This window comes from Rhodoblastus acidophilus, from assembly GCF_009720655.1.
Classification (GTDB): Bacteria; Pseudomonadota; Alphaproteobacteria; order Rhizobiales; family Beijerinckiaceae; genus Rhodoblastus; species Rhodoblastus acidophilus_A.
The window spans coordinates 48,460-68,117 of sequence record NZ_WNKS01000005.1 but is presented as its reverse complement, the minus strand read 5'-3'; the positions used below and the strand labels follow the sequence as shown (position 1 = coordinate 68,117).

Sequence of the window (19,658 nt, the reverse complement as noted above, 5' to 3'; positions counted from 1 at the left end):
GATGAGGCGCTTTCAGGCGGCTGAGAGGATCTTGTCGACTTGGGGGCGGGCGTCGTCCAGGGCCGCGCGCGCGGCCCGGCCAAGGTTTTGGGCTTGGGGCGCATCGTCACGGCGCGCCGCCTCTTCAAGCTCCCGCGCGATCGCGGCGAGGCGGGCGAGCCCCATCATCGCGGCGGAGCTTTTGAGCGCGTGGGCCTGCTGGCGGGGGACCCGCAATTCACCTTTTCGCAACTCGGCGTCGAGGATTGTCAGCCGCGCCGAGGCGTCGGTCATGAACGCGCGGAGCAGGGCGCGGGCGTCCTCGGCTCCAATCTCGGCGCCCAGCAGGGCGAAGGAGTCGAAGGCGAAGGCCGGCTCCGGCTCTTGCTGCGCGGCGGGCGCGGGCCGTGTCGGCGCGGCGCCCATGGCGCGGGCCGCGATGTCGCGCAGCGGGCCGCCGCGATAGGGTTTCGCCAGAAAATCGTTCATCCCGGCTTCGCGGCATTGCTCGCGATCCTCCTGGAAGGCGCTGGCGGTCAGCGCCACGATGGGCGTGTCGCCAAACGGCGCGGGCAGTTCGCGGATGGCCCGCGCCGCCTCCAGCCCGGTCATGTTGGGCATGTGCACGTCCATCAGGATCAGGTCAAAGCGTTCGCGCGACGCCGCGGCGACGGCTTCCAACCCGTCGCAGGCTTCGACGATGCGGGCCCCGGTGCGCGCCAGGATGGTCTGGGCGATGGCGCGGTTGGTCGGATTGTCCTCGGCGAGCAGGATGGAGCGGCCGGAGAAATCGTGCTGCGCGTCGCTCTCGGGCGAGGGCGGCGGGAGGGTGAAGCGGACGGCGGCGGGCAGGTTTTCCGGCGACGCGATGTCTTCCGCCTCGACCGCTTGCGGCTGGAGTTCGGGGAAGGGGGCTCTCAAGGTGAAGGCGCTGCCCGCTCCGGGGGCGCTCTTCACCGTGATGTCGCCGTCCATCAGCCGGGCGAGCCGGCGGGAAATCGCCAGGCCCAGGCCCGTGCCGCCGAAACGCCGGGCGATGGACGTGTCGGCCTGCCAGAATTCCGTGAACAGTTTTTCGCGGATGTCCTCGGTCATCCCGGGTCCCGTGTCGCGAACGGTGAAGGTGAGCAGGCGGCGCCCATCGGCGGCGCGCGCCCCGGCGGACACCAGGATAGCGACGCCGCCGGTCTTCGTGAATTTGATCGCGTTGGAGATCAGGTTGAGCAGGATCTGCCGCAGCCGCGCCGGATCGCCCTGGACCCGTTCGGGGAAATCGCCGTCAATGCGCACATCGAGCGACAGGCCCTTTTCGACCGCTTGCCGCTCCATCAGCGCGGCGGCGTTGCGCGCCGTGTTCGCGGGGGAGAAGGGGCGCGGCTCCAGCGTGAATTTCTTCGCGTCGAGCTTGGAGAAGTCGAGGATGTCGTTGATCATTCTTTGCAAGTGTTCGCCGGAGCGGGCGATGATCGCCAGGGAGTCGCGTTGCTGGGGCGTGGGGTCCTGCTCCAGCAGGTGATCGGCCAGCGCCACCACGCCGTTGAGCGGCGTGCGGATTTCGTGGCTCATGGCGGCGAGAAAATCGCTTTTCACACGCGCGGCGGCGCGGGCCTCGTCGCGCGCATGGCGCATGTCCTGCGTGCGCGCGCGCACCTCGGCTTCGACGGCGAAACGGCGATCCACCAGCCAGACGATATTGCCGGCGAGAAACAGCCAGGCGATCAACAGGGTCTTGGCGAGATGGCCGCGTTCGTGCTCGACGAATTCGGGCGTGGCGATGGCCTCGAACCGCCAGGGGCGCCCGGCGATGTGCAGCGTGTGCGAGGTGGTGATGGAATCGCCGCGCTTGCGCGGCGGCGGCGGGGTCGCCGGATAGATTTGCCCTCCCTCCCGGTCGGCGCCGAGGTCGCGTATGCTGAGCGAGAGATCGGCGGTCGGGCGCCCCAGGCGATCGAACAGATCGCCGAAGCGGAAAATGCCCATCGCCAGGCCGCGCAGCTTGTTCGCGGCGTCGAAGGAGGGATAGGCGATGAGGAATCCCTGCTGCTTGCCGGTTTCCTGCGCCAGGGCGATCCGGCCGGTGGCGCGGGGCGAACGGGTCGCGATGGCCGCCTCGATGGCGGCGCGGCGGATCGGGTCGGAGCCGATGTCGACGCCGATGGCCTTTTCATTGCCTCGCAGCGGCTCGATCATCTCGGCCGGGAAATAGCGGTCGCGCTCGGCCGCGGGCCTCGCGCCGGTTCCGTCGCGGTCCCAGATGCGGAAGCCGGGACGGCCGCGCCCGACCTCCGCCTCGTAGCGTTCGCGGTCGGCGCGCTCGACCACCGGGGCCCAGCCGAATCCCTGCACTTCGGGATGGCTGGCCAGCAGCGGGGTGACGAAGCGGCGGAATTCTTCCGCCGTGGGCTCGTTCAGGGAGACGAAAAAGGCGGCGAGCGGCTGAAGCGAGCCGATGGTGGTGAGCAGGCCCGCCTCGACCCCGGCGATGCGCTCGCCGGCGATGCGCTCGAACGAGGCCTGGATGCGGCTGGTTTCCGCCTTCTCGCCCAGGCCATAGGCGAAAACGGCGGCGACGATGCCGAGGAAAATGACGACGAAGATCGCCAGGGGCCGGCGGCTCTGGTCGAGTTCGGGGCGAAGGACGGCGTCGTTCAGCATCGGGGCGGCGGTCCGAGGGCCTGCCCGCGGACGCCGTCCTGATGACGACAACGGCCGTTGATCGGTCGTTCCGGCGCGCGGACGCCGGGCCGGTCTCATGCCGGCGCGTCCACGTTGCGCCCTGCTGGCTTAATGCAGTCTTGACGTGATTTCAGACTCAGGCGTTCCGCGCCGTCGTGGCGCGGCTTACGGTTAACGCGAGCTTGCCGACCCTGGCCGCCCGCCGTTTGATACGGTTTCCGCAAGATCGCTTCGCGATCCGCGAAAACGAAATCGCGCGGAAATCCTTCAGGCGAATGGCGGATTTTGGCGCGAGCGGAATACGATTTCCGAACTGATCGTTCGGAAATCGTATGAAGGCGGCGGGCGGCTCATGGCGAGGGCGACATCATTGTCCCGCGTGACGAGCGCGAAAATCTCAGGCCGGCGCTTGAAAACTCAACACCTTGTCCGTGGGGAAGTCATAGAGCTTTCCGGTTTGCGTCCAACCCGGCGCGCACAGGTCCGCGAGCCTGGGGGCGAAATCTTCCGGCGATTTCAAGGTTCCCGGATCCTCGCCCGGCATGGCGGCGGCGCGCATTTTCGTGCGCAGCGGGCCGGGATTGACCAGCATCGCCTTCACGGCGGAGACGTTTTCGGTTTCGGCGGCATAGGCGCGCACCATCGCCTCCAGCGCGGCCTTCGACGCGGCATAGGGGCCCCAGAAGGCGCGGACCTTTTGCGCCACGCCCGAGGTCAGCGCCGCCACGCGGCCGGCGTCCGAGGCGCGCAACAGCATGTCGAGCGAACGCAGCAGGCGCTGGTTGGCGGTGACATTAATTGCAAAAACCTGTTCCCACTTGTCGGGGTCGCAATGGGCGATCGGCGTGAGCGATCCCAGAATGCCGGCGTTGGCGACGAAAATGTCGAGCCGTCCCCAGCGCTCGTGCAGCGCCGCGCCGAGACGGTCGAGCGCGTCGAAATCCTTGATATCGCAAGGAACCAGCGTCGCCTCGCCGCCCAGTTTGCGAATCTCGTCGTCGAGCTCCTCCAGCGCGCCCTGGGTGCGCGCCAGCGCCACCACATGGGCGCCCCGGCGGCCCAGCTCCAGCGCCACCGCCCGGCCAATGCCGCGAGAGGCGCCGGTGACAAGTGCGATCCGCCCGTCGAGCGGGGTTGCGTCGGACATGACAAACTCCATGGGAAATATCAGCCGGTTTCGGCGAGAAGGGACAGTTGCGTCTTGATGTCCGCGCCCTTGAGGTCCGTGAGACTGGTCGGATAGTCCCCGGTAAAGCAATGGTCGGTGAATTGCGGGCGCAAAGGATTGCGCGCGCCCACCCCCATCGCTTTGTAGATGCCGTCCACGGACAGGAAGGCCAGAGAATCCGCGCCGATCAGCTCGCGCATTTCCTCAAGCGTATGGGTGGCCGCCAGCAGTTTTTCGCGGACGGGCGTGTCGATGCCATAATAATCGGGATGGGTGATCGGCGGCGAGGAAATGCGGAAATGCACCTCGCGGGCGCCGGCGTCGCGCATCATCTGCACGATTTTCACCGACGTCGTGCCGCGCACGATGGAATCATCCAGGAGGATGATGCGCTTGCCCTCGACCACGGCGCGGTTGGCCGAATGTTTCATCCGCACGCCCAATTCCCGGATGGATTGGGTCGGTTGAATGAAGGTGCGCCCGACATAATGGTTGCGGATGATGCCGAGCTCGAAGGGAATGCCGGAGGCCTGGGAATAGCCGATGGCGGCGGGCACGCCGGAATCCGGCACCGGCACCACCACATCGGCCTCGATGGGGTTTTCGTGGGCGAGCTGTGCGCCCATGGCCTTGCGGATGTTGTAGACCGAGCGGCCCTGGACCACGGAATCCGGGCGGGCGAAGTAGATGTATTCGAAGATGCAGGGCCGCTCCGGCTGATGCGGAAACGGCCTTATGCTCTGCACGCCCTCGTCCGAAATCACCACGATCTCGCCATTGGCGATGTCGCGCACAAAAGTCGCGCCGATGATGTCGAGCGCGCAGGTTTCGGAGGCGAGAATGTAATGGCCGTCGAGCTGGCCGAGCACCAGCGGACGGATGCCGAGGGGGTCGCGGGCGCCGATCAGTTTCTTGTTGGACAGCGCGACAAAGGCATAGGCGCCCTCGATCTGGCGCAGCGCCTCGATGAAGCGTTCGACGATCTGATGTTTGCGGCTGCGCGCCACCAGATGCAGGATCACCTCGGTGTCGGAGGTCGACTGATAAATGGCGCCGGCGCGGATCAGGTCGCGGCGGATGGTCAGCGCGTTGGTGAGATTGCCGTTGTGGGCGACGGCGAAACCGCCCGAATCGAGTTCGGCGAACAGCGGCTGGACGTTGCGCAGAATGGTTTCGCCGGTGGTCGAATAGCGGACATGGCCGATGGCGCGGTCGCCGGGCAGGCGCTGGATGGTGGACGCCTTCGAAAAGGTGTCGCCGACCATGCCCATGCGGCGCTCGGAATTGAAGCGGTGGCCGTCGTAGGAGACGATGCCGGCGGCTTCCTGCCCGCGATGCTGGAGGGCGTGCAGGCCGAGCGCGGTGACGGCGGCGGCCTCGGGATGGCCGTAGATGCCGAACACCCCGCATTCCTCGCGCAGACGGTCGGCGTTCAGATCCAGGTCGTCCAAGGTTTTTATCGCGTCCAGGGTTTCGGCGTCCAAGGTTTCGGCGTCCAAGGTTTCGGCGTCCAAGTCTGCGTCAAGCTCGGAACAGTTCATGACGGCGCTCCCGACGCGCGCCGGTCGTGTCAGCGCGCGAATTGGGTTCAGAAGCGCGGCGACGCGCCTCAAACGAGCCCGGGTTTAAGTTCGAGAGGTCAATAAACCGCCAAGGGCGAAATAGGAAGGGGTCACAAAAAATTCATCCCCAACAGTCGCCCTGAATGCGGCCGAGACATCGGCGTGCGGCCGAGACATCGGCGTGCGGCCAAGATCAACGGCGTGCGGCCAAGATCAACGGCGTGCGGCCAAGATCAACGGCGTGCGGCCAAGATCAACGGCCGCGCATAAGCTGGTCGAGCTTGGTCTTGTCGCCGGCGTCGGGCTTGGCCTTGGGCGGTTCGGGCTTGACCGGCGAGGGCGTGACGGGCGCGTCCTTCGGCTCGCTTTCGGCGTCCTGGGGCGGCGCCTCGTCCGCCCCGGGCTTGGACTTCTTGAGCTTGCTGATCAGGCCGTCGGGATCGTCAGGCAGCAGGGCGAGCAACTGGGCGCTGGCGGTCTTGAGCAGCGGCAGGCTTTTCGAATTGGCGAGCCAGTCCTTTTTCCCGCTCTTGTCCGTGCCGTTCACCGCGTCGGGCGCGAGCCAGTTGAGGAAGATGAAGGCGATGGCGCACAACAGCAGCCCGCGCGCCAGCCCGAACAGGAAGCCGAGGGAGCGGTCGAGCGCGCCGATCTTGGAATCGAGAATGGCGTCGGAAATGCGGATGGTGACAATCGACACCAGGATCAGCGTGATGAAGAAGATGGCGGCGCCCGCGATATAGGGCCGCAGCGCCTCCTTGGCGACGAAGATCGGCGAGGCCGCATCCGCGAGTTTCGGCATGAGCAGCGGATAGAAATAGATCGCCGCCGCCGCCGCCGCGCCCCAGGACAGGATCGCCATCACCTCTCGCGTAAATCCGCGCAGCATGGCGAGAAAAGCCGATACCACGATGACGGCCAGAACGATCAGGTCGAGATAGGACGGCATTGTCGCCTCAGGCTGGGAAAATCACGAATCCGCGCGCCAACGCGCGCGGGCCGCTTATAACCAAACCGCAACGCGCCGTCGACTCGAGGACCGCGAGGCCGGAATTTTGGCGCGCGGGCGCAAACGGCGTCCGCGCGCGCGCCGTGATCCGGCCCGTTCAGCGGATGAGCTTCGGGATGTTTGGCGCATTGCTCCACTGGTTCGTGGTGCATGTGGTGGTGAGGCTGAAGAAGAAGTCGCGGGTGCCGGTCGTGCTGGTGTTGGAGTCTTCCCATTCGTAATTGTTGGTCACGGGCGTGTTGTCCGACACGCCGCTGGGGCAGGGGAAGGCGTTGGCCAAGCCGAGGATGGTGTTGGCGGGCTGCTGCTCGCCATTGATGTAGAGCCAGTTCGAATTGGTCTTGCTGTTGGTGGAAACCGTCGTCGACCAGCTGGTGTTGGCCGTGCCGGAGCAGGCGATGTTTTCATTCAGCTTCGTGTTGGTCCATGTCTTTTTGTAAACGGCCTCGAACTTCTGCTCGTGGTCATCAGACGCCGTGACGTTGGCCGCGCTGTAGGTCTGGCCGGGCGCGCAACGCGAATTGACGATCTGCATGGTCAGGTAAAGATTGTAGTAGGTCTGGTTGAAGGTGATCTTGCTGTTGGCGGCGTCGAGCGTCGCGCCGATCGTGGTCAGGTTGGCCGTGTTCCAAGCCGTGGTGGTGATGCCGATGCCGGTGTCCGTGGGCTGGGTGGCCGTCGAGCTCCAGAAATACGGCACATTGTCGATCACTTTGGGAATGGCGGCATGACTGTTCCCCGTGGCCGACGTGCCGTCGCCGCCGTCATTGTAGGCCTTGTAGGTCCAGGTGGCGAGCGGGAGCGTCGCGCTGCCGCTGGTCTGCTGAATGTAAAGGGTGACCACCTTGTAATACCAGCCCTTCGCGTACTGGAACTGATAGGTGATGGTGTGGGGCGTCAGCGGATGCGTCATCTTCGCCGACGAGGTCAGGCTCAGGGGGATGGACGGAACCCCGATCAGCGACAACAGGCCCGTCGACATCGAGGCTTGCGCCGTCACGGTGACGCTGCCGTCGGCATTGCTGGTGAAGGACGGGGAGCCGCTGGCGAGGGTGAGGCCAATCGACGACGCATTGGCGAGGAAATTCGCCGACGCCTTTGTGGTGTTGGTCTGGAGCGCCATCATGGCGGCGCTGTCGAGGGACGTCTGCAACGCGCTCTTGGCCTTCAGGGCGCGCCCGTAATCCACCGCCGCGCTCATCAGCGTGAGAATGGGAACCACGGCGAATGCAAAGGTGATCGCCACCGACGCCTTGCGGTCCCTGGCCAGACGGACGATCCATTTGTGTACGATGGTCAAAGACATTTGGACTATCCCTTCCTAGGTTTCCTTTGGGATAGACCGAAATATCCTCCAGATGATTACGCAGAGTTACGGAGTCTGAACAGTTGCGGTAACCGTCTGTGCGCGGCATCAGCGACAGGACGCTGATTTTTGGAGCGATCACCCGCCGGTCCTGGTTAACGAAAGGAGTTTGGCCTTGAAAAAATTCAGCTTGGCTTGCGCTCCGGGGGCGACCGGCGTCCGAGGGCGGCGATGTCGGCGATGGCCTCGCCAATGTGGCGAATCGCGGTCAGGCCCATGCCGGCGGGCTTTTCGCTCTTGTCGCTGGCCCCTTGCGGCGCCACGGCGCGGGAAAAGCCGAGTTTCGAGGCTTCCTTCAGTCTCAGGCCGGCGTGCGGCACCGGGCGCACGGCGCCGGACAGCCCGACCTCGCCGAAAAACACCATGTTCTGCGGCAGGACGGCGCCGACCAGCGACGACACCAGCGCGGCGGCGGCCGCGAGATCGGCCGCGGGTTCGGCAATCTTCATGCCGCCGGCGACATTGAGATAGATGTCGTGCTGCCCGAGTTTGACGCGGCCATGCGTTTCGAGGACCGCCACCAGCATGGACAGGCGGCTTGGGTCCCAGCCCACGACAGCCCGGCGCGGCGTGCCGAGCGCGCTCGGCGCGACCAGGGCCTGGATTTCCACCAGGACGGGCCGCGTCCCCTCCATGCCGGCGAACACCGCCGCGCCCGCCGCCGAGCCGTCGCGGCCCGCCAGAAACAGGGCGGAAGGATTCGCGACTTCGGTGAGGCCGCCGCCGGTCATTTCGAACACGCCGATTTCGTCGGTGGGGCCGAATCGGTTTTTGACATTGCGCAGGATGCGAAAATGGTGGGAGCCGTCGCCCTCGAACGAGGCGACCGCGTCGACCATGTGCTCGACCACGCGGGGGCCGGCGATCTGGCCGTCCTTGGTGACATGGCCGACCAGGATGACGCAGGCGCCGGACAGTTTTGCAAATCGGATGAGGGCCTGGGCCGCGCCGCGCACCTGGGTGACCGTGCCGGCGGTGGCGTCGGCCGTCTCGGTCCACATGGTCTGGATCGAGTCGATCACGACGAGGGCGGGGCGCCTTCCAGCGGAGAGCGTGGCGATGATGTCCTCGACCGAGGTTTCGGCCGCCAGTTCCACCGCCGCGTCGCTCAGGCCGAGCCGTTCCGCCCGCAGCCGCACCTGGGCGGCGGCCTCTTCGCCCGAAATATAGACGACCCGTTCGCCTTTTCGCGCCAGGGCGGCGCAGGCTTGAATCAGCAGGGTGGACTTTCCTATGCCCGGCTCGCCGCCGATCAGGAGCACGGAGCCGGGGACAAAACCGCCGCCGGTGACGCGGTCCAGCTCCGCCAGGCCCGACAGGACGCGCGGCGCGGGCTTGGATTCGCCGGACAGCCCTTCGAGCGCGAAAATTCGCCCCTTTTTCGCGCCGCGCGCCGCGAGCGCGCCGATTCCGGCGGTGGGGGCTTCCTCGTGCAGCGTGTTCCATTCACCGCAGGCCTCGCACTTGCCCTGCCAGCGCGGAAACACCGCGCCGCAGGCCTGGCAAATGAAGGAGGTGCGGGATTTGGCCAAGGGAGGGTCCGGGGTCTTGGATGGAACGTTTCTAGAACATGAGGGCGCGCAAATGTCCAGCGGCGTCAGGCGGCCGCTGAAAAAGTCCCGTTCCGAGAACCATGGTTCGATGCTTCGACAGGCTCAGCAGGCTGCTTCGCGGCCTCCTAACCATGAGGGATTTTCGCTATATAAAATCATCGCGTAGCCCTCACCCTGAGGAGCCCGCCTTGGCGGGCGCCTCGAAGGGTTGGTCCACGGGTTTTTCAGCAGCTTGTTATACGGTTTTCGCAAGATCGCTTCGCGATCCGCGAAAACGAAATCGCGCGGAAATCCTCCAGGCGAAGGGCGGATTTCCGCGCGAGCGGAATACGATTTCCGAACTGATCCTTCGGAAGCCGTATGAGGTGGCGCCCGGCGGGCTTGATCAAAATTCTATCTATGGTTGTGGCGCATTCCGCCAAAACCTGCGTTTTTTGTGAAAATTCCGCGAAATTCGCGCGAATTTGTGCTCAAAAACGTCGATTTTCATGCGTGCAACCAAAAGGTTGCGTACAGGATGTTGGGACGCGGTTTTGGCGCGGATTTTGGGGTCTTGCTCGCAAAACCCCGGTTTTCCGGGGTTTGCGGGGGGAGGGAGGTCAAAAATGTTTCACGTGGAACATAACAAGAACAAAATATGGTGTGTTTCGCATTTTCACTTTTGACAAAAACCGCGCCGGGCTGTGTCGCGGTCCGGTTGGCCGGCGCTGACGGGCCAAATTCGCGGGCTCACGCCTCGCCCTGATAAACTCGCCGATACCGCCGCCCGAGGTTCGTCAAAACCTCGTAGCCGATGGTTCCGGCCCAGGCGCCGAGGTCGTCCACCGAAATATTGTCGCCCAGAACTTCCACGCGGTCGCCGCGCTTAAGGGGCTTGGCGTCGGTGATGTCGACGATGCTCAGGTCCATCGAAATGCGTCCGACCACCGGGCAATAGGTCCCGCCGGCGAACACCTCCGCGCCGATCGCGCCGCACGAGGCGGAGCGCGGAAAACCGTCGGCATAGCCGAGGCCGATGGTGGCGAGGCGCCGGCGCGAATGCGCGGTCCAGCGCGCGCCGTAGCCCGCCGTTTCGCCGGCGCGGACGTCGCGGACTTGCAGGATGACGGCGTCGAGCGACACCACGCTGCGCATGGGATTGTCGCTGCCCGGCGTGGGATTGCCGCCATAGAGGGCGTAGCCGGGGCGGGTGAGGTCGAAGACGGGGGCTTCTTCCAGGAACATGCCGGACGAATTGCACAGGCTCGCGCGCATCGGCGGGAACAGCCCGCAAGCCCGCTCGAACCGCTCGATCTGCGCGCGGTTGCGCGGCGCGGAATGGTCTTCGGCGGAAACGAAATGGGTCATGATCAGCGCCGGCGCGAACTGCTCGATCAATTCCAGCGCGCGCGGGAAATCCGGGGGTGTGAGGCCGAGGCGGTTCATGCCCGTGTCGATGTGCAGGGCGGCGCCATGTTTGTGACCGTCGGCGCGGCAAAAAGCCGCCCATTCCTCCAGTTCCGGGAGCGACCCGAGCACGGGAACCAAGTTTGCGCGCGCAAAAAGGGCGGAGGCGCCGGGCGGCAGGCCGTTGAGCGCGAAAATCCGCGCTTCCGGGACGATCTCGCGGAGACATTCGGCCTCGGCGAGATGGGCGACGAAAAACGTCTTGCAGCCGGTCGAAAACAGCTTTTTGGCGGCTGGCGCTATGCCGAGTCCATAGGCGTCGGCCTTGACCACGGCCGCGCATTCCGCTCCCCGCGCGCGGCCCTTCAGCAGGCGCCAATTGTCGGCGAGCGCGTCGAGGTCGATGGTGAGAATCGCCTGACTCTTTTCCCGGTCCTCATGAGGATCGGCGGGAAGGGCGGGTTCAGGCATGATAAAAAGACCTCACATATGCGCTGGCAGGTGGTCGTCCGTCGCCAGATCGCTGAAGCGTGTATATTCGCCTTCGAACGCGAGTTCCACTGTGCCGGTGGGTCCGTGGCGCTGTTTGCCGATGATCACTTCCGCCTTGCCGTGGGCGCGCTCCATTTCGCTCATCCATTGCTGGAATTCCGGCGTGCCCTCGCGCGGCTGCTTGTTCTTCAGATAATATTCCTCGCGATAGACGAAAATGACCACGTCGGCGTCCTGCTCGATCGAACCGGATTCGCGCAGGTCGGAGAGTTGCGGCCGCTTGTCGTCGCGCGATTCCACCTGACGCGACAATTGCGACAGGGCGATGATCGGCACGTTCAATTCCTTGGCCAGCGCCTTCATGCCCGTGGTGATCTCGGTCAGCTCCTGCACGCGATTGTCGCTGCGCGATTTCGAGCCCGACAGCAGTTGCAGATAGTCGACGACGAGAAGATCGAGGCCGCGCTGGCGCTTCAGGCGGCGGGCGCGCGCCGTGAGCTGGGCGATGGAAATGCCGCCGGTGTGGTCGATGTAGAAGGGGATGCTTTGCATGTCGCGGGCGGCGCCGGATATGCGGTGGAACTCGCCTTCCGTAATGTCGCCGCGCCGGATCTTGTAGCCGGGCACCTGCGCCTGCTCGGCGATGATACGGGTGGCCAGCTGTTCCGACGACATTTCCAGCGAGAAGAAGCCGCAAATGCCGCCATTCACCGTCTCGACCCGGCCGTCGTCATGGGTTTGTCCCCGATAGGCCTTGGCGACGTTGAAGGCGATGTTGGTGGCGAGCGCGGTCTTGCCCATGCCGGGACGGCCCGCGACGATGATCAAGTCCGAAGGCTGCAAGCCGCCCATCATCCGGTCGAGATCGCGCATGCCGGTGGAGACGCCGGACAGTCCGCCCTCGCGCTCCCAGGCTTTGGCCGCCATGTCCACGGCGGCGGTGAGCGCCTCGGCGAATTTGTGAAAACCGCCCTCGTAGCGCCCGGTCTCGGCGATGGCGTAGAGTTTTCGTTCGGCCTCCTCGATCTGCATGCGCGGCGAGGCGTCCACATCGGCTTCGTAAGCCGTGTTGACCACATCTTCGCCGATGCGAATCAGCTCGCGGCGCACGGCGAGGTCGTGGATGGCGTGGCCATAATCGACGGCGTTGATGATGGTGGTGGCTTCCGCCGCGAGGCGGGCGAGATATTGCGGCGCGGTCATGGAGGCGCCGAGGTCGACATCCCCCAAGAAAGTCTTGAGCGTGACCGGGGTGGCGAGTTTTCCCGCGCGGATCAGCTGGCCGGCGATTTCGTAGATGCGACGGTGCAGGTCTTCGGAAAAATGCTCGGGTTTGAGAAAATCGGAGACGCGGTCGAAGGCGTCGTTGTTGACGAGGATGGCGCCGAGCAGGGCCTGTTCGGCCTCGATATTGGCGGGCGGCGTGCGGAAATTCTGCTCGGAGGCCGGCACGAGAGCGCGATCGTAGACTTTTTCCAGCGCCGCCATCGGCAAAAACCTCCTCTGCCCGAGCGGAAGGCCGCCCGGTGCGAATCGCGCAATTATAATGCTGTGAGCGCCGGCTCTGTCCGGCGGGAGGGTCTTTTCGCACGAGCACGGCGAAATTGGAAAATGAATCGTTACGCCAGCGCCCGCATCCCCGTCATCCACAGGCGCGCAAAATCGAGTCGGGAATCCGCTTGACCGTGTTCTTGCGAGCGCGCTCGGCTAACCCGTGGACCGCCCTCGCCCTTCGCGACGGCCCCTCGCGGGGCCTCCTCAGGGTGAGGGTTACAGAATTGTTCATCTGAGGCGGCGAAGCGGCGCCGCTCAGACGATTTCCGAAGGATGAGTTCGGAAATCGTATTCCGCTCGCGCGGAAATCCGCCCTTCGCCTGAAGGATTTCCGCGCGATTTCGTTTGCGCGGATCGCGAAGCGATCTTGCGGAAACCGTATCAGACGTGGCGGCCGAGATCGTAGCGGTCGGCCATCATGACCTTGTTCCAGGCGGCGACGAAATCCTGCACGAATTTTTCGTGGGCGTCGGCGCAGCCGTAGACTTCGGCCAAGGCCCGCAGCTCCGAATGCGAGCCAAAAATCAGGTCGACGCGCGTCGCCGTCCATTTCGGCTGTTTGGTCTTGCGGTCGCGGCCGGCATAGGTGTTTTCGCCGGTGGCCTCCCATTCCGTCGCCATGTCGAGAAGATTGACGAAGAAATCGTTGGTCAGTTTGCCCGGACGCTCGGTGAAGACGCCGTGGTTGGAGACGCCGGCTTCGAGGACGCGCAGGCCGCCGACCAGGACCGTCATCTCAGGGCCGGTGAGGGTCAGCAGTTGCGCGCGGTCGATGAGCGCTTCTTCCGGCGCCATCAGCGATTTGTCGCGCACGTAATAATTTCGAAAACCGTCGGCGACCGGCTCCAGCGGCTTGAACGAGTCCGCATCGGTCTGCTCTTGGGTCGCGTCCATGCGTCCCGGCGTGAACGGGACTTGCACGGCCACCCCCGCGTCGCGCGCGGCTTTTTCGACGCCGGCGCAGCCGGCGAGCACGATCAGGTCGGCCAGCGAGACCTTTTTTCCATTGTCCGCCGAGGCGTTGAAGTCTTGCTGGATCGCTTGAAACTGTTGCAGCACGCGCGCGAGTTCGGGTGGGTTGTTGATCTCCCAGTCCTTTTGCGGGCTGAGCCGGATGCGCGCGCCATTGGCGCCGCCGCGCTTGTCCGAGCCCCGGAAGGTGGACGCGGACGCCCAGGCGGTGGACACCAGTTGCTTGACGCTCAGGCCGGACGCCAAAACGCTTTGCTTGAGCGCTTCGATGTCGCGCGCGTCGATCAAGGGGTGATCGACCGGCGGAATCGGGTCCTGCCAGATGAAGATTTCCCGCGGGACCAGTTTTCCCAGATAGCGCGGTCTCGGCCCCATGTCGCGGTGGGTGAGCTTGAACCAGGCGCGGGCGAAGGCGTCGGCGAATTTTTGCGGGTTTTGGTGGAAGTCGCGCGAAATCTTTTCATAGGCCGGGTCGAAGCGCAGCGACAGGTCGGTCGTGAGCATGCGCGGGCGGTGCTTCTTTGCGGGATCGTGGGCGTCCGGCACATCGGCCGGCGCGTCCTTCGCTTCCCATTGCCAGGCGCCCGCCGGGCTCTTGGTCAGCTCCCATTCGAAATTGAACAGGTTGTCGAAAAACTTGTTGCTCCAGCGGGTTGGCGTCTGGCTCCAGATCACTTCGGGGCCGCCGGTGATGGCGTCGGCGCCGACGCCGGTTCCAAATTTGCTGCGCCAGCCCAGGCCCTGCTCCTCGATCGCGCCGCCTTCCGGTTCGGCGCCGATCAGCGAGGGGTCGCCCGCGCCATGCGTCTTGCCAAACGTGTGACCGCCGGCGATCAGGGCGACAGTCTCCTCGTCGTTCATCGCCATGCGGGCAAAGGTTTCGCGGATGTCGCGGGCGGCGGCGACCGGATCGGGCGTGCCGTTGGGGCCCTCGGGATTGACGTAGATGAGGCCCATCTGCACGGCGGCCAGAGGGTTCGCCAGTTGGCGCTCGCCGCTGTAGCGCTCGTCGCCGAGCCAGGAGCCTTCCGGACCCCAATAGAGTTCTTCCGGCTCCCAGGTGTCGACACGCCCGCCGGCGAAGCCGAAGGTTTTGAAACCCATCGATTCCAGGGCGACATTGCCGACGAGGACATAAAGGTCCGCCCAGGACAATTGCTTGCCATACGTCTTCTTGATCGGCCACAGCAGGCGGCGGGCCTTGTCGAGATTGCAGTTGTCCGGCCAGGAGTTCAGCGGGGCGAAACGCTGCTGGCCGCCGCCGGCGCCGCCGCGCCCGTCGGCGATGCGATACGTGCCGGCGCTGTGCCAGGCCAGGCGGATGAACAAGCCGCCGTAATGGCCGAAATCGGCCGGCCACCAGTCCTGCGAATCCGTCATCAGCGCGCGCAGGTCGGTGATCACCGCGTCGAGATCGAGTTTTTCAAATTCTTTTTTGTAATCAAAGCTTTCGCCCATGGGGTTGGAGCGGGGCGCGTGCTGATGAAGCCTGTGCAGGCTGAGGCGGTTGGGCCACCAGTCCTTGTTGCCCCTGCCGACGCGTCCGTGCATGGGACATTGGCTCGGGTTTTCCGTCGCAACATTCATGGTTTTCTCCCTTGGTTTTCGCGCCCTTCCCGAAGATATAAATGCTGCCTCGCTGTCCACAATATTTGCAAAGCAAAGCTCAAGTAAAGTTTGTATCGTTCAAGCAATCACGAAGTTTTGATGATTCGGTCACACTCGCGCCGCAACGCCCCCGTTCCCATTTCAAATCCATGGGCGCTCCCAAGGACATTCTCGATCTCGTCGGCGCGGTCACATCCGACGCCGAGGCGGTGGCGGTCGCGACCGTGGTCCGCTCCGTGCGGGCGCGGGCGGCGCCGGCGGGCGCGCGCGCCGTCATCGCGGCGGACGGGTTTACCGGCTGGCTGACGGGCGCGGCGGCCCGCGAGGCTTTTCGAACCGCGAAGAAAACCCTGGAGGACGGACGGCCGCGGCTCCTGCGGACACGGATGAAGACGGGCGCGGTGGACCTGCTCGTCGAGCCCTTGCTGCCGCGCCCGACGCTGGTGATCTCCGGGGCGACGCCGGTCGCCGTGGCCCTCGCCGATCTCGCGCGCCGCCTGGGCTTTTTCGTCACCGTCTGCGCGTCCGCAAATAGCCATGCCGGCTTCGCCGAAGCCGACCGTCTGGTGAACGGTTTTCGACCGCCGGACGACCTGTGCGGCGATCTCTATCTCGTCGTCGCGATCCAGGGGGAGGGTGAGGCGGCGGCCTTGTCGGCCATGGCCCGCCTTCCCGCCCGCTATCTGGCCGTGGTGGGGCCGCGCCGCCGCCTCGCGGCGCTGAAGCGCTCGCTGGCGCGCGCCGGCGTCGCCCCACCTGTGCTGGACACGATCCGCTCGCCGGCCGGGCTCGACATCGGCGCGGTCACGCCGGAGGAAATCGCGCTGTCGATCGTCGCGGACATGGTGGCGACGCGGCGGCGGGGACAGCGACTCCCCTCGAAATGACGGCGACGATTTGCCTTAACTGACTTGCGTCATGGACTTTCTTGCGCTTCCCGCTAGCATGGCCGCGTTCGTCGCAATGAGGAGATTTATTAAAGTGCATCAACACGCCAAGAAAATCCTGCACGCCTTCTTCTCGCATCCGATCGCCCACAACATCGACTTCAAGGACGCCGAACATGCGCTGACGGCGCTGGGGGGCGAGCTTGAAACCAAGGGCGGCAACAAGGTCGAAGTGACGCTGCACGGCAAGAAGACCACGCTCCACCGCCACCACACGCTGAGCAAGGAAGACGTGGTCCACGTGCGCAAGTTTCTGGAGACCTGCGGGATCACAGGCGAAGCCTTCGCCTGAGTCGAGACGGTTTTCGGCGCGGGCCTGCGCTCCGCCTGAAAGGGGTTCGATGTGGCGAAGACCTTGCATGTGATTGTCGAGGGCCGCGTCCAGGGCGTCGGCTTTCGCGAATTCGTGCGCCGGGCGGCGGCGCGGCTCCATGTGACCGGCTGGGTGCGCAACAGCGCCGGCGGCGCCGTCGAGGCCATGATCAACGGCGACGCCGAGAACGTGGCGGCGCTGTTGCGCGAGATGCGCGCGGGACCGCCGCTGTCCGCCGTGATGGATTTGCGCACGGAGGCGGCGGACGCGGCGGAGGCGGAGGCGTTCGTCGCCTTTCGCGTGCTGCGCGGCGCCTGATTACTGCGCCCGCACCCGCTGAATCTGGGTTCCCAGGCGTTCAACCTCAACCGTGACCACGTCGCCGGGCTTCAGGTAGGCCGGCGGCTTCATGCCCATGCCGACGCCGGCCGGCGTGCCGGTGATCAAGACGTCGCCGGGCATGAGCCTCAGAAAACCGCTGACATAGGCGATCAGCCGCGCCACCGGAAAAATCATGTTCGAGCTGTGCCCGTCCTGGCGAATCGCGCCGTTGACCGAGAGTTTGAGCGATAGCGCCTGCGGGTCGGGAATTTCGTCGCGGGTGACCAGCCAGGGGCCGAGCGGGCCGAAACCGGGCGAACTCTTGCCCTTCACCCATTGTCCCCCGCGCTTGGCCTGAAAGTCGCGTTCCGAAACGTCATTGGCGGCGAGATAGCCGGCGACATGGCTGAGGGCGTCCGCTTCGGCGATTTGGTAGGCGGCGCTGCCGATCACGACGCCAAGCTCCGCCTCCCAGTCCACGGCTTGCGCGTTTTTGGGGATGACGATGTCGTCGTTGGGCCCCGACAGGCTGGAGGTCGCCTTGGTGAACAGGATCGGCTCTTGGGGGATCGCCATGCCGGATTCGCGGGCGTGGTCGCGATAGTTCAGGCCGATGGCGTGAATCTGGCCGATTCCCGCGACCGGGTGGCCCAGCCGGGGTTCGCCTTCGACCAGCGGCAGGGTTTCGACGTTCACGCCCGCGAGCCTCGCCAGCCCCTCGGGCGAGATTTGCGCCGGCCCCAGATCGGGGATCACGCCCGAGAGGTCGCGAATTCGGCCCTGGCTGTCCAAAAGGCCCGGCTTTTCCTCACCGGCAGGTCCGTAGCGCAGCAGTTTCATGATGAGTCTCCCTTTCATCCAGCATGGCGCCGGCGACGTCACGAGCAAAGTTCGCATCCGCAAGCGCCCGTTGGCGCCCGGGAAAGCCGTCGGCCGTTTCCCTTGCGCGACCACCGATTCACCCGGGACTCGCGGCGCCCCATAGTCGGCTCGGGCCAGACGATTCGGGGTCGAGCCATGGATGTCACGCGGCGCATGGTTCTGAAGGGTTTTGGTCTGGGCGCGACGGCGGCTGGCCTTGCCCCGTGGGCCGCGGCCCCGGCGGGCGGCGTGCTGCTGCTCCGCGCCGAAAAATACCGGCTGGGCGACCTCGGCGCCGCCGATTTCGACTGGGTCGAGAGCTGCCTGCTTTTTTCCGAATGGCATGTCGACGCCTCCGGCGCCGAAATTTTCATACGCCACCGCCTGAGCGGGCTCGCTTATCTGCTGGACCGGACCGCCATGGGTCCGCAGCTGATCGGAATCGCCCCGGACGCCTGTCCGGGACGTCTGGCCTGCGATCCGGATGGCGTCGTCGGCCATGCCGCCATGTGGGCTCTGGTGCGGGGGCTTGGCGTCGCCCGTGCGCGGCGCTGGCCGCGGACAAAACCGTTCGTGCTGGTCCACCAGATGTTCGCCGCCGATCCGGTCGTCGATTCGATCCTGCGCGAGGCCGGCCCGATTCCGATCCGGCTGTTTCCGCTGGACGGGTCGGAGACGTGAGCGTTCGCCCGTGCGTTAAGCGAAAGCCAAGACGCCGCCGGTAAACTGCGATGGATCACCGTCGGGGCGGCGCCGGGTGGCGCTGACGCTGGCCTGGGCCGTGTTCTTCGGTCCAAAAATTTTGCTTGACCTGCCGATCTGGCTGATGGGCGTGCTGGCGCGGCGAATCGTGCTGCAACAGCGCGCGCCCAATCCGCGCGTCGGCGCGCTGTTGTCGCTCCTGGCCATTGTGCGGTTCCTGATGGCGAAGACGGTTTTGGGGGATTTCGCTGATCGGCCTGTCCGTGGCGATGCAGATCGTCGGCGCCGCGCTTGTGCTCGACGCTCTGCCGCCGCTCGGCGCCGCCGCGACCCGGGTCATTCGCTGGCTCGCCGGCGGCAGTTTTACCCTTTATCTCGTCCACCAGCCGCTGCTGCTGCTGCTCGCCTCGGCCCTGATCGAGCCGGTCGAATCGCGCGTCACCATGGCCGTGGCCGCGACCATGGCTGTGCTGGGCGTCTGCACCCTGCTTGCGGAATGCGCGGAGCGGCGCAAGCATGTCTATGCCGAAATGTTGCGCGGGAAGGCGCAGGCGATCGCGTGACGAAAAAAAACGGGGCGCATCGCGCCCCGTTGGCTTCGGTTCCAAAAAACCGAAAACTTACATTTCCACGTCGGGGCCGGCTTCGGCCAGCGCCGCGCCGATTTCGAGGCCGAGGTCGGCAAGAGAGTGCTCTTCGCGCACCACCGCCGACTCGCCCTTGCTCTGACGCTCCGCCTCTTCCGCGGAACGGGCGACGTTCACCTCGATGGTGATGTCCACTTCCGGATGCAGGTGCACCGGCACCTTGTGCAGGCCGAGGGTCTTGATCGGCGTGTTGAGCACGATCTGCTGGCGCTCCAGCGAGAAGCCGCCGGCGGTGGCGGCGTCGGAAATGTCGCGCGGGGCGACCGAGCCATAGAGATGGCCGGCTTCGCCCGCTTGGCGCAGGATCACGAACACCTGGCCGTTCAGCTTCTCGCCGACGGCGGCCGCTTCCGACTTGCGCTCGAGGTTGCGGGCTTCGAGCTGGGCGCGCTGGCCATCAAAATGCTTCTTGTTGTTTTCGGTGGCGCGCAGCGCCTTGCCGCGCGGCAGCAGAAAATTGCGGGCGTAGCCGTCGCGCACGCGCACGACTTCGCCCATCTGGCCGAGTTTCGCGACCCGTTCAAGCAGAATGACTTCCATCT

The 19,658-nt window shown here is 65.4% G+C and carries 17 protein-coding genes; 6 read left to right on the top strand and 11 right to left on the bottom strand.

Annotated elements, in window-relative coordinates; all coding sequences use genetic code 11:
- Positions 1-12 precede the first annotated feature (12 nt).
- The 6 genes from GJ654_RS07885 to radA form a co-directional block, all read right to left on the bottom strand.
- Positions 13-2,634: a CHASE domain-containing protein gene (locus GJ654_RS07885; protein WP_196305469.1), complete on the bottom strand. Its 2,622-nt coding sequence runs from the start codon at positions 2,632-2,634 to the stop codon at positions 13-15.
- A gap of 418 nt (positions 2,635-3,052) precedes the next feature.
- Positions 3,053-3,802: an SDR family NAD(P)-dependent oxidoreductase gene (locus GJ654_RS07880; RefSeq protein WP_155445604.1), complete on the bottom strand. Its 750-nt coding sequence runs from the start codon at positions 3,800-3,802 to the stop codon at positions 3,053-3,055.
- 20 nt (positions 3,803-3,822) lie between these two features.
- A complete protein-coding gene (purF, locus tag GJ654_RS07875; RefSeq protein ID WP_155445603.1) occupies positions 3,823-5,364 on the bottom strand; it encodes an amidophosphoribosyltransferase in 1,542 nt (513 codons plus the stop codon).
- 274 nt (positions 5,365-5,638) lie between these two features.
- Complete coding sequence (locus tag GJ654_RS07870) at positions 5,639-6,334, bottom strand: CvpA family protein (protein WP_155445602.1); 696 nt, start codon at positions 6,332-6,334, stop codon at positions 5,639-5,641.
- A 157-nt stretch (positions 6,335-6,491) separates the two neighbouring features.
- On the bottom strand, positions 6,492-7,700 hold the full coding sequence (locus GJ654_RS07865) for a TadE/TadG family type IV pilus assembly protein (protein WP_155445601.1): 1,209 nt from the start codon (positions 7,698-7,700) through the stop codon (positions 6,492-6,494).
- Between the two features lie 185 nt (positions 7,701-7,885).
- Positions 7,886-9,292, bottom strand: a complete 1,407-nt coding sequence (gene radA, locus GJ654_RS07860; protein ID WP_155445600.1) for a DNA repair protein RadA — start codon at positions 9,290-9,292, stop codon at positions 7,886-7,888.
- Between the two features lie 209 nt (positions 9,293-9,501).
- Between radA and GJ654_RS07855 the strand changes: the two genes are divergently transcribed.
- The gene (locus tag GJ654_RS07855; protein WP_155445599.1) at positions 9,502-9,753 is read left to right on the top strand and encodes a hypothetical protein; all 252 of its coding nucleotides are present in this window, start codon (positions 9,502-9,504) and stop codon (positions 9,751-9,753) included.
- A 289-nt stretch (positions 9,754-10,042) separates the two neighbouring features.
- On the opposite strand, the gene alr is transcribed toward GJ654_RS07855, so the two are convergent.
- The 3 genes from alr to katG form a co-directional block, all read right to left on the bottom strand.
- Entirely contained in the window at positions 10,043-11,170 is a 1,128-nt protein-coding gene (alr, locus tag GJ654_RS07850) for an alanine racemase (RefSeq protein WP_155445598.1), read from the bottom strand.
- A 12-nt stretch (positions 11,171-11,182) separates the two neighbouring features.
- The gene (locus GJ654_RS07845) at positions 11,183-12,679 is read right to left on the bottom strand and encodes a replicative DNA helicase (RefSeq protein WP_155445597.1); all 1,497 of its coding nucleotides are present in this window, start codon (positions 12,677-12,679) and stop codon (positions 11,183-11,185) included.
- A gap of 447 nt (positions 12,680-13,126) precedes the next feature.
- Positions 13,127-15,304, bottom strand: coding sequence for a catalase/peroxidase HPI (katG, locus tag GJ654_RS07840; protein WP_155445596.1), 2,178 nt, complete (start codon positions 15,302-15,304; stop codon positions 13,127-13,129).
- A 170-nt stretch (positions 15,305-15,474) separates the two neighbouring features.
- Here katG and GJ654_RS07835 point away from each other — a divergent pair, with 170 nt between their 5' ends.
- The 3 genes from GJ654_RS07835 to GJ654_RS07825 all read left to right on the top strand — a co-directional run bounded on the left by GJ654_RS07835 (position 15,475) and on the right by GJ654_RS07825 (position 16,903).
- Positions 15,475-16,212 (top strand): XdhC family protein, encoded by a 738-nt coding sequence (locus GJ654_RS07835; RefSeq protein WP_155445595.1) that lies wholly within the window; start codon positions 15,475-15,477, stop codon positions 16,210-16,212.
- Between the two features lie 94 nt (positions 16,213-16,306).
- On the top strand, positions 16,307-16,564 hold the full coding sequence (locus GJ654_RS07830; RefSeq protein ID WP_264586145.1) for a hypothetical protein: 258 nt from the start codon (positions 16,307-16,309) through the stop codon (positions 16,562-16,564).
- Positions 16,565-16,615: 51 nt separating this feature from the next.
- The gene (locus GJ654_RS07825; protein WP_264586146.1) at positions 16,616-16,903 is read left to right on the top strand and encodes an acylphosphatase; all 288 of its coding nucleotides are present in this window, start codon (positions 16,616-16,618) and stop codon (positions 16,901-16,903) included.
- Here GJ654_RS07825 and GJ654_RS07820 read toward each other — a convergent pair whose 3' ends face one another.
- Complete coding sequence (locus tag GJ654_RS07820) at positions 16,904-17,746, bottom strand: fumarylacetoacetate hydrolase family protein (RefSeq protein ID WP_155445593.1); 843 nt, start codon at positions 17,744-17,746, stop codon at positions 16,904-16,906.
- Positions 17,747-17,923: 177 nt separating this feature from the next.
- Between GJ654_RS07820 and GJ654_RS07815 the strand changes: the two genes are divergently transcribed.
- Both GJ654_RS07815 and GJ654_RS07810 read left to right on the top strand, forming a co-directional pair.
- Positions 17,924-18,448 carry a hypothetical protein gene (locus tag GJ654_RS07815; protein ID WP_155445592.1) on the top strand — a complete coding sequence of 175 codons (525 nt, stop codon included), beginning with the start codon at positions 17,924-17,926 and terminating at the stop codon, positions 18,446-18,448.
- 284 nt (positions 18,449-18,732) lie between these two features.
- Complete coding sequence (locus GJ654_RS07810) at positions 18,733-19,032, top strand: hypothetical protein (RefSeq protein ID WP_155445591.1); 300 nt, start codon at positions 18,733-18,735, stop codon at positions 19,030-19,032.
- A gap of 57 nt (positions 19,033-19,089) precedes the next feature.
- Here the strand turns inward: GJ654_RS07810 and rplI are convergent, their stop codons facing one another.
- Positions 19,090-19,656 (bottom strand): 50S ribosomal protein L9, encoded by a 567-nt coding sequence (gene rplI, locus GJ654_RS07805; RefSeq protein ID WP_155445590.1) that lies wholly within the window; start codon positions 19,654-19,656, stop codon positions 19,090-19,092.
- Between the last annotated feature and the right edge of the window lie 2 nt (positions 19,657-19,658).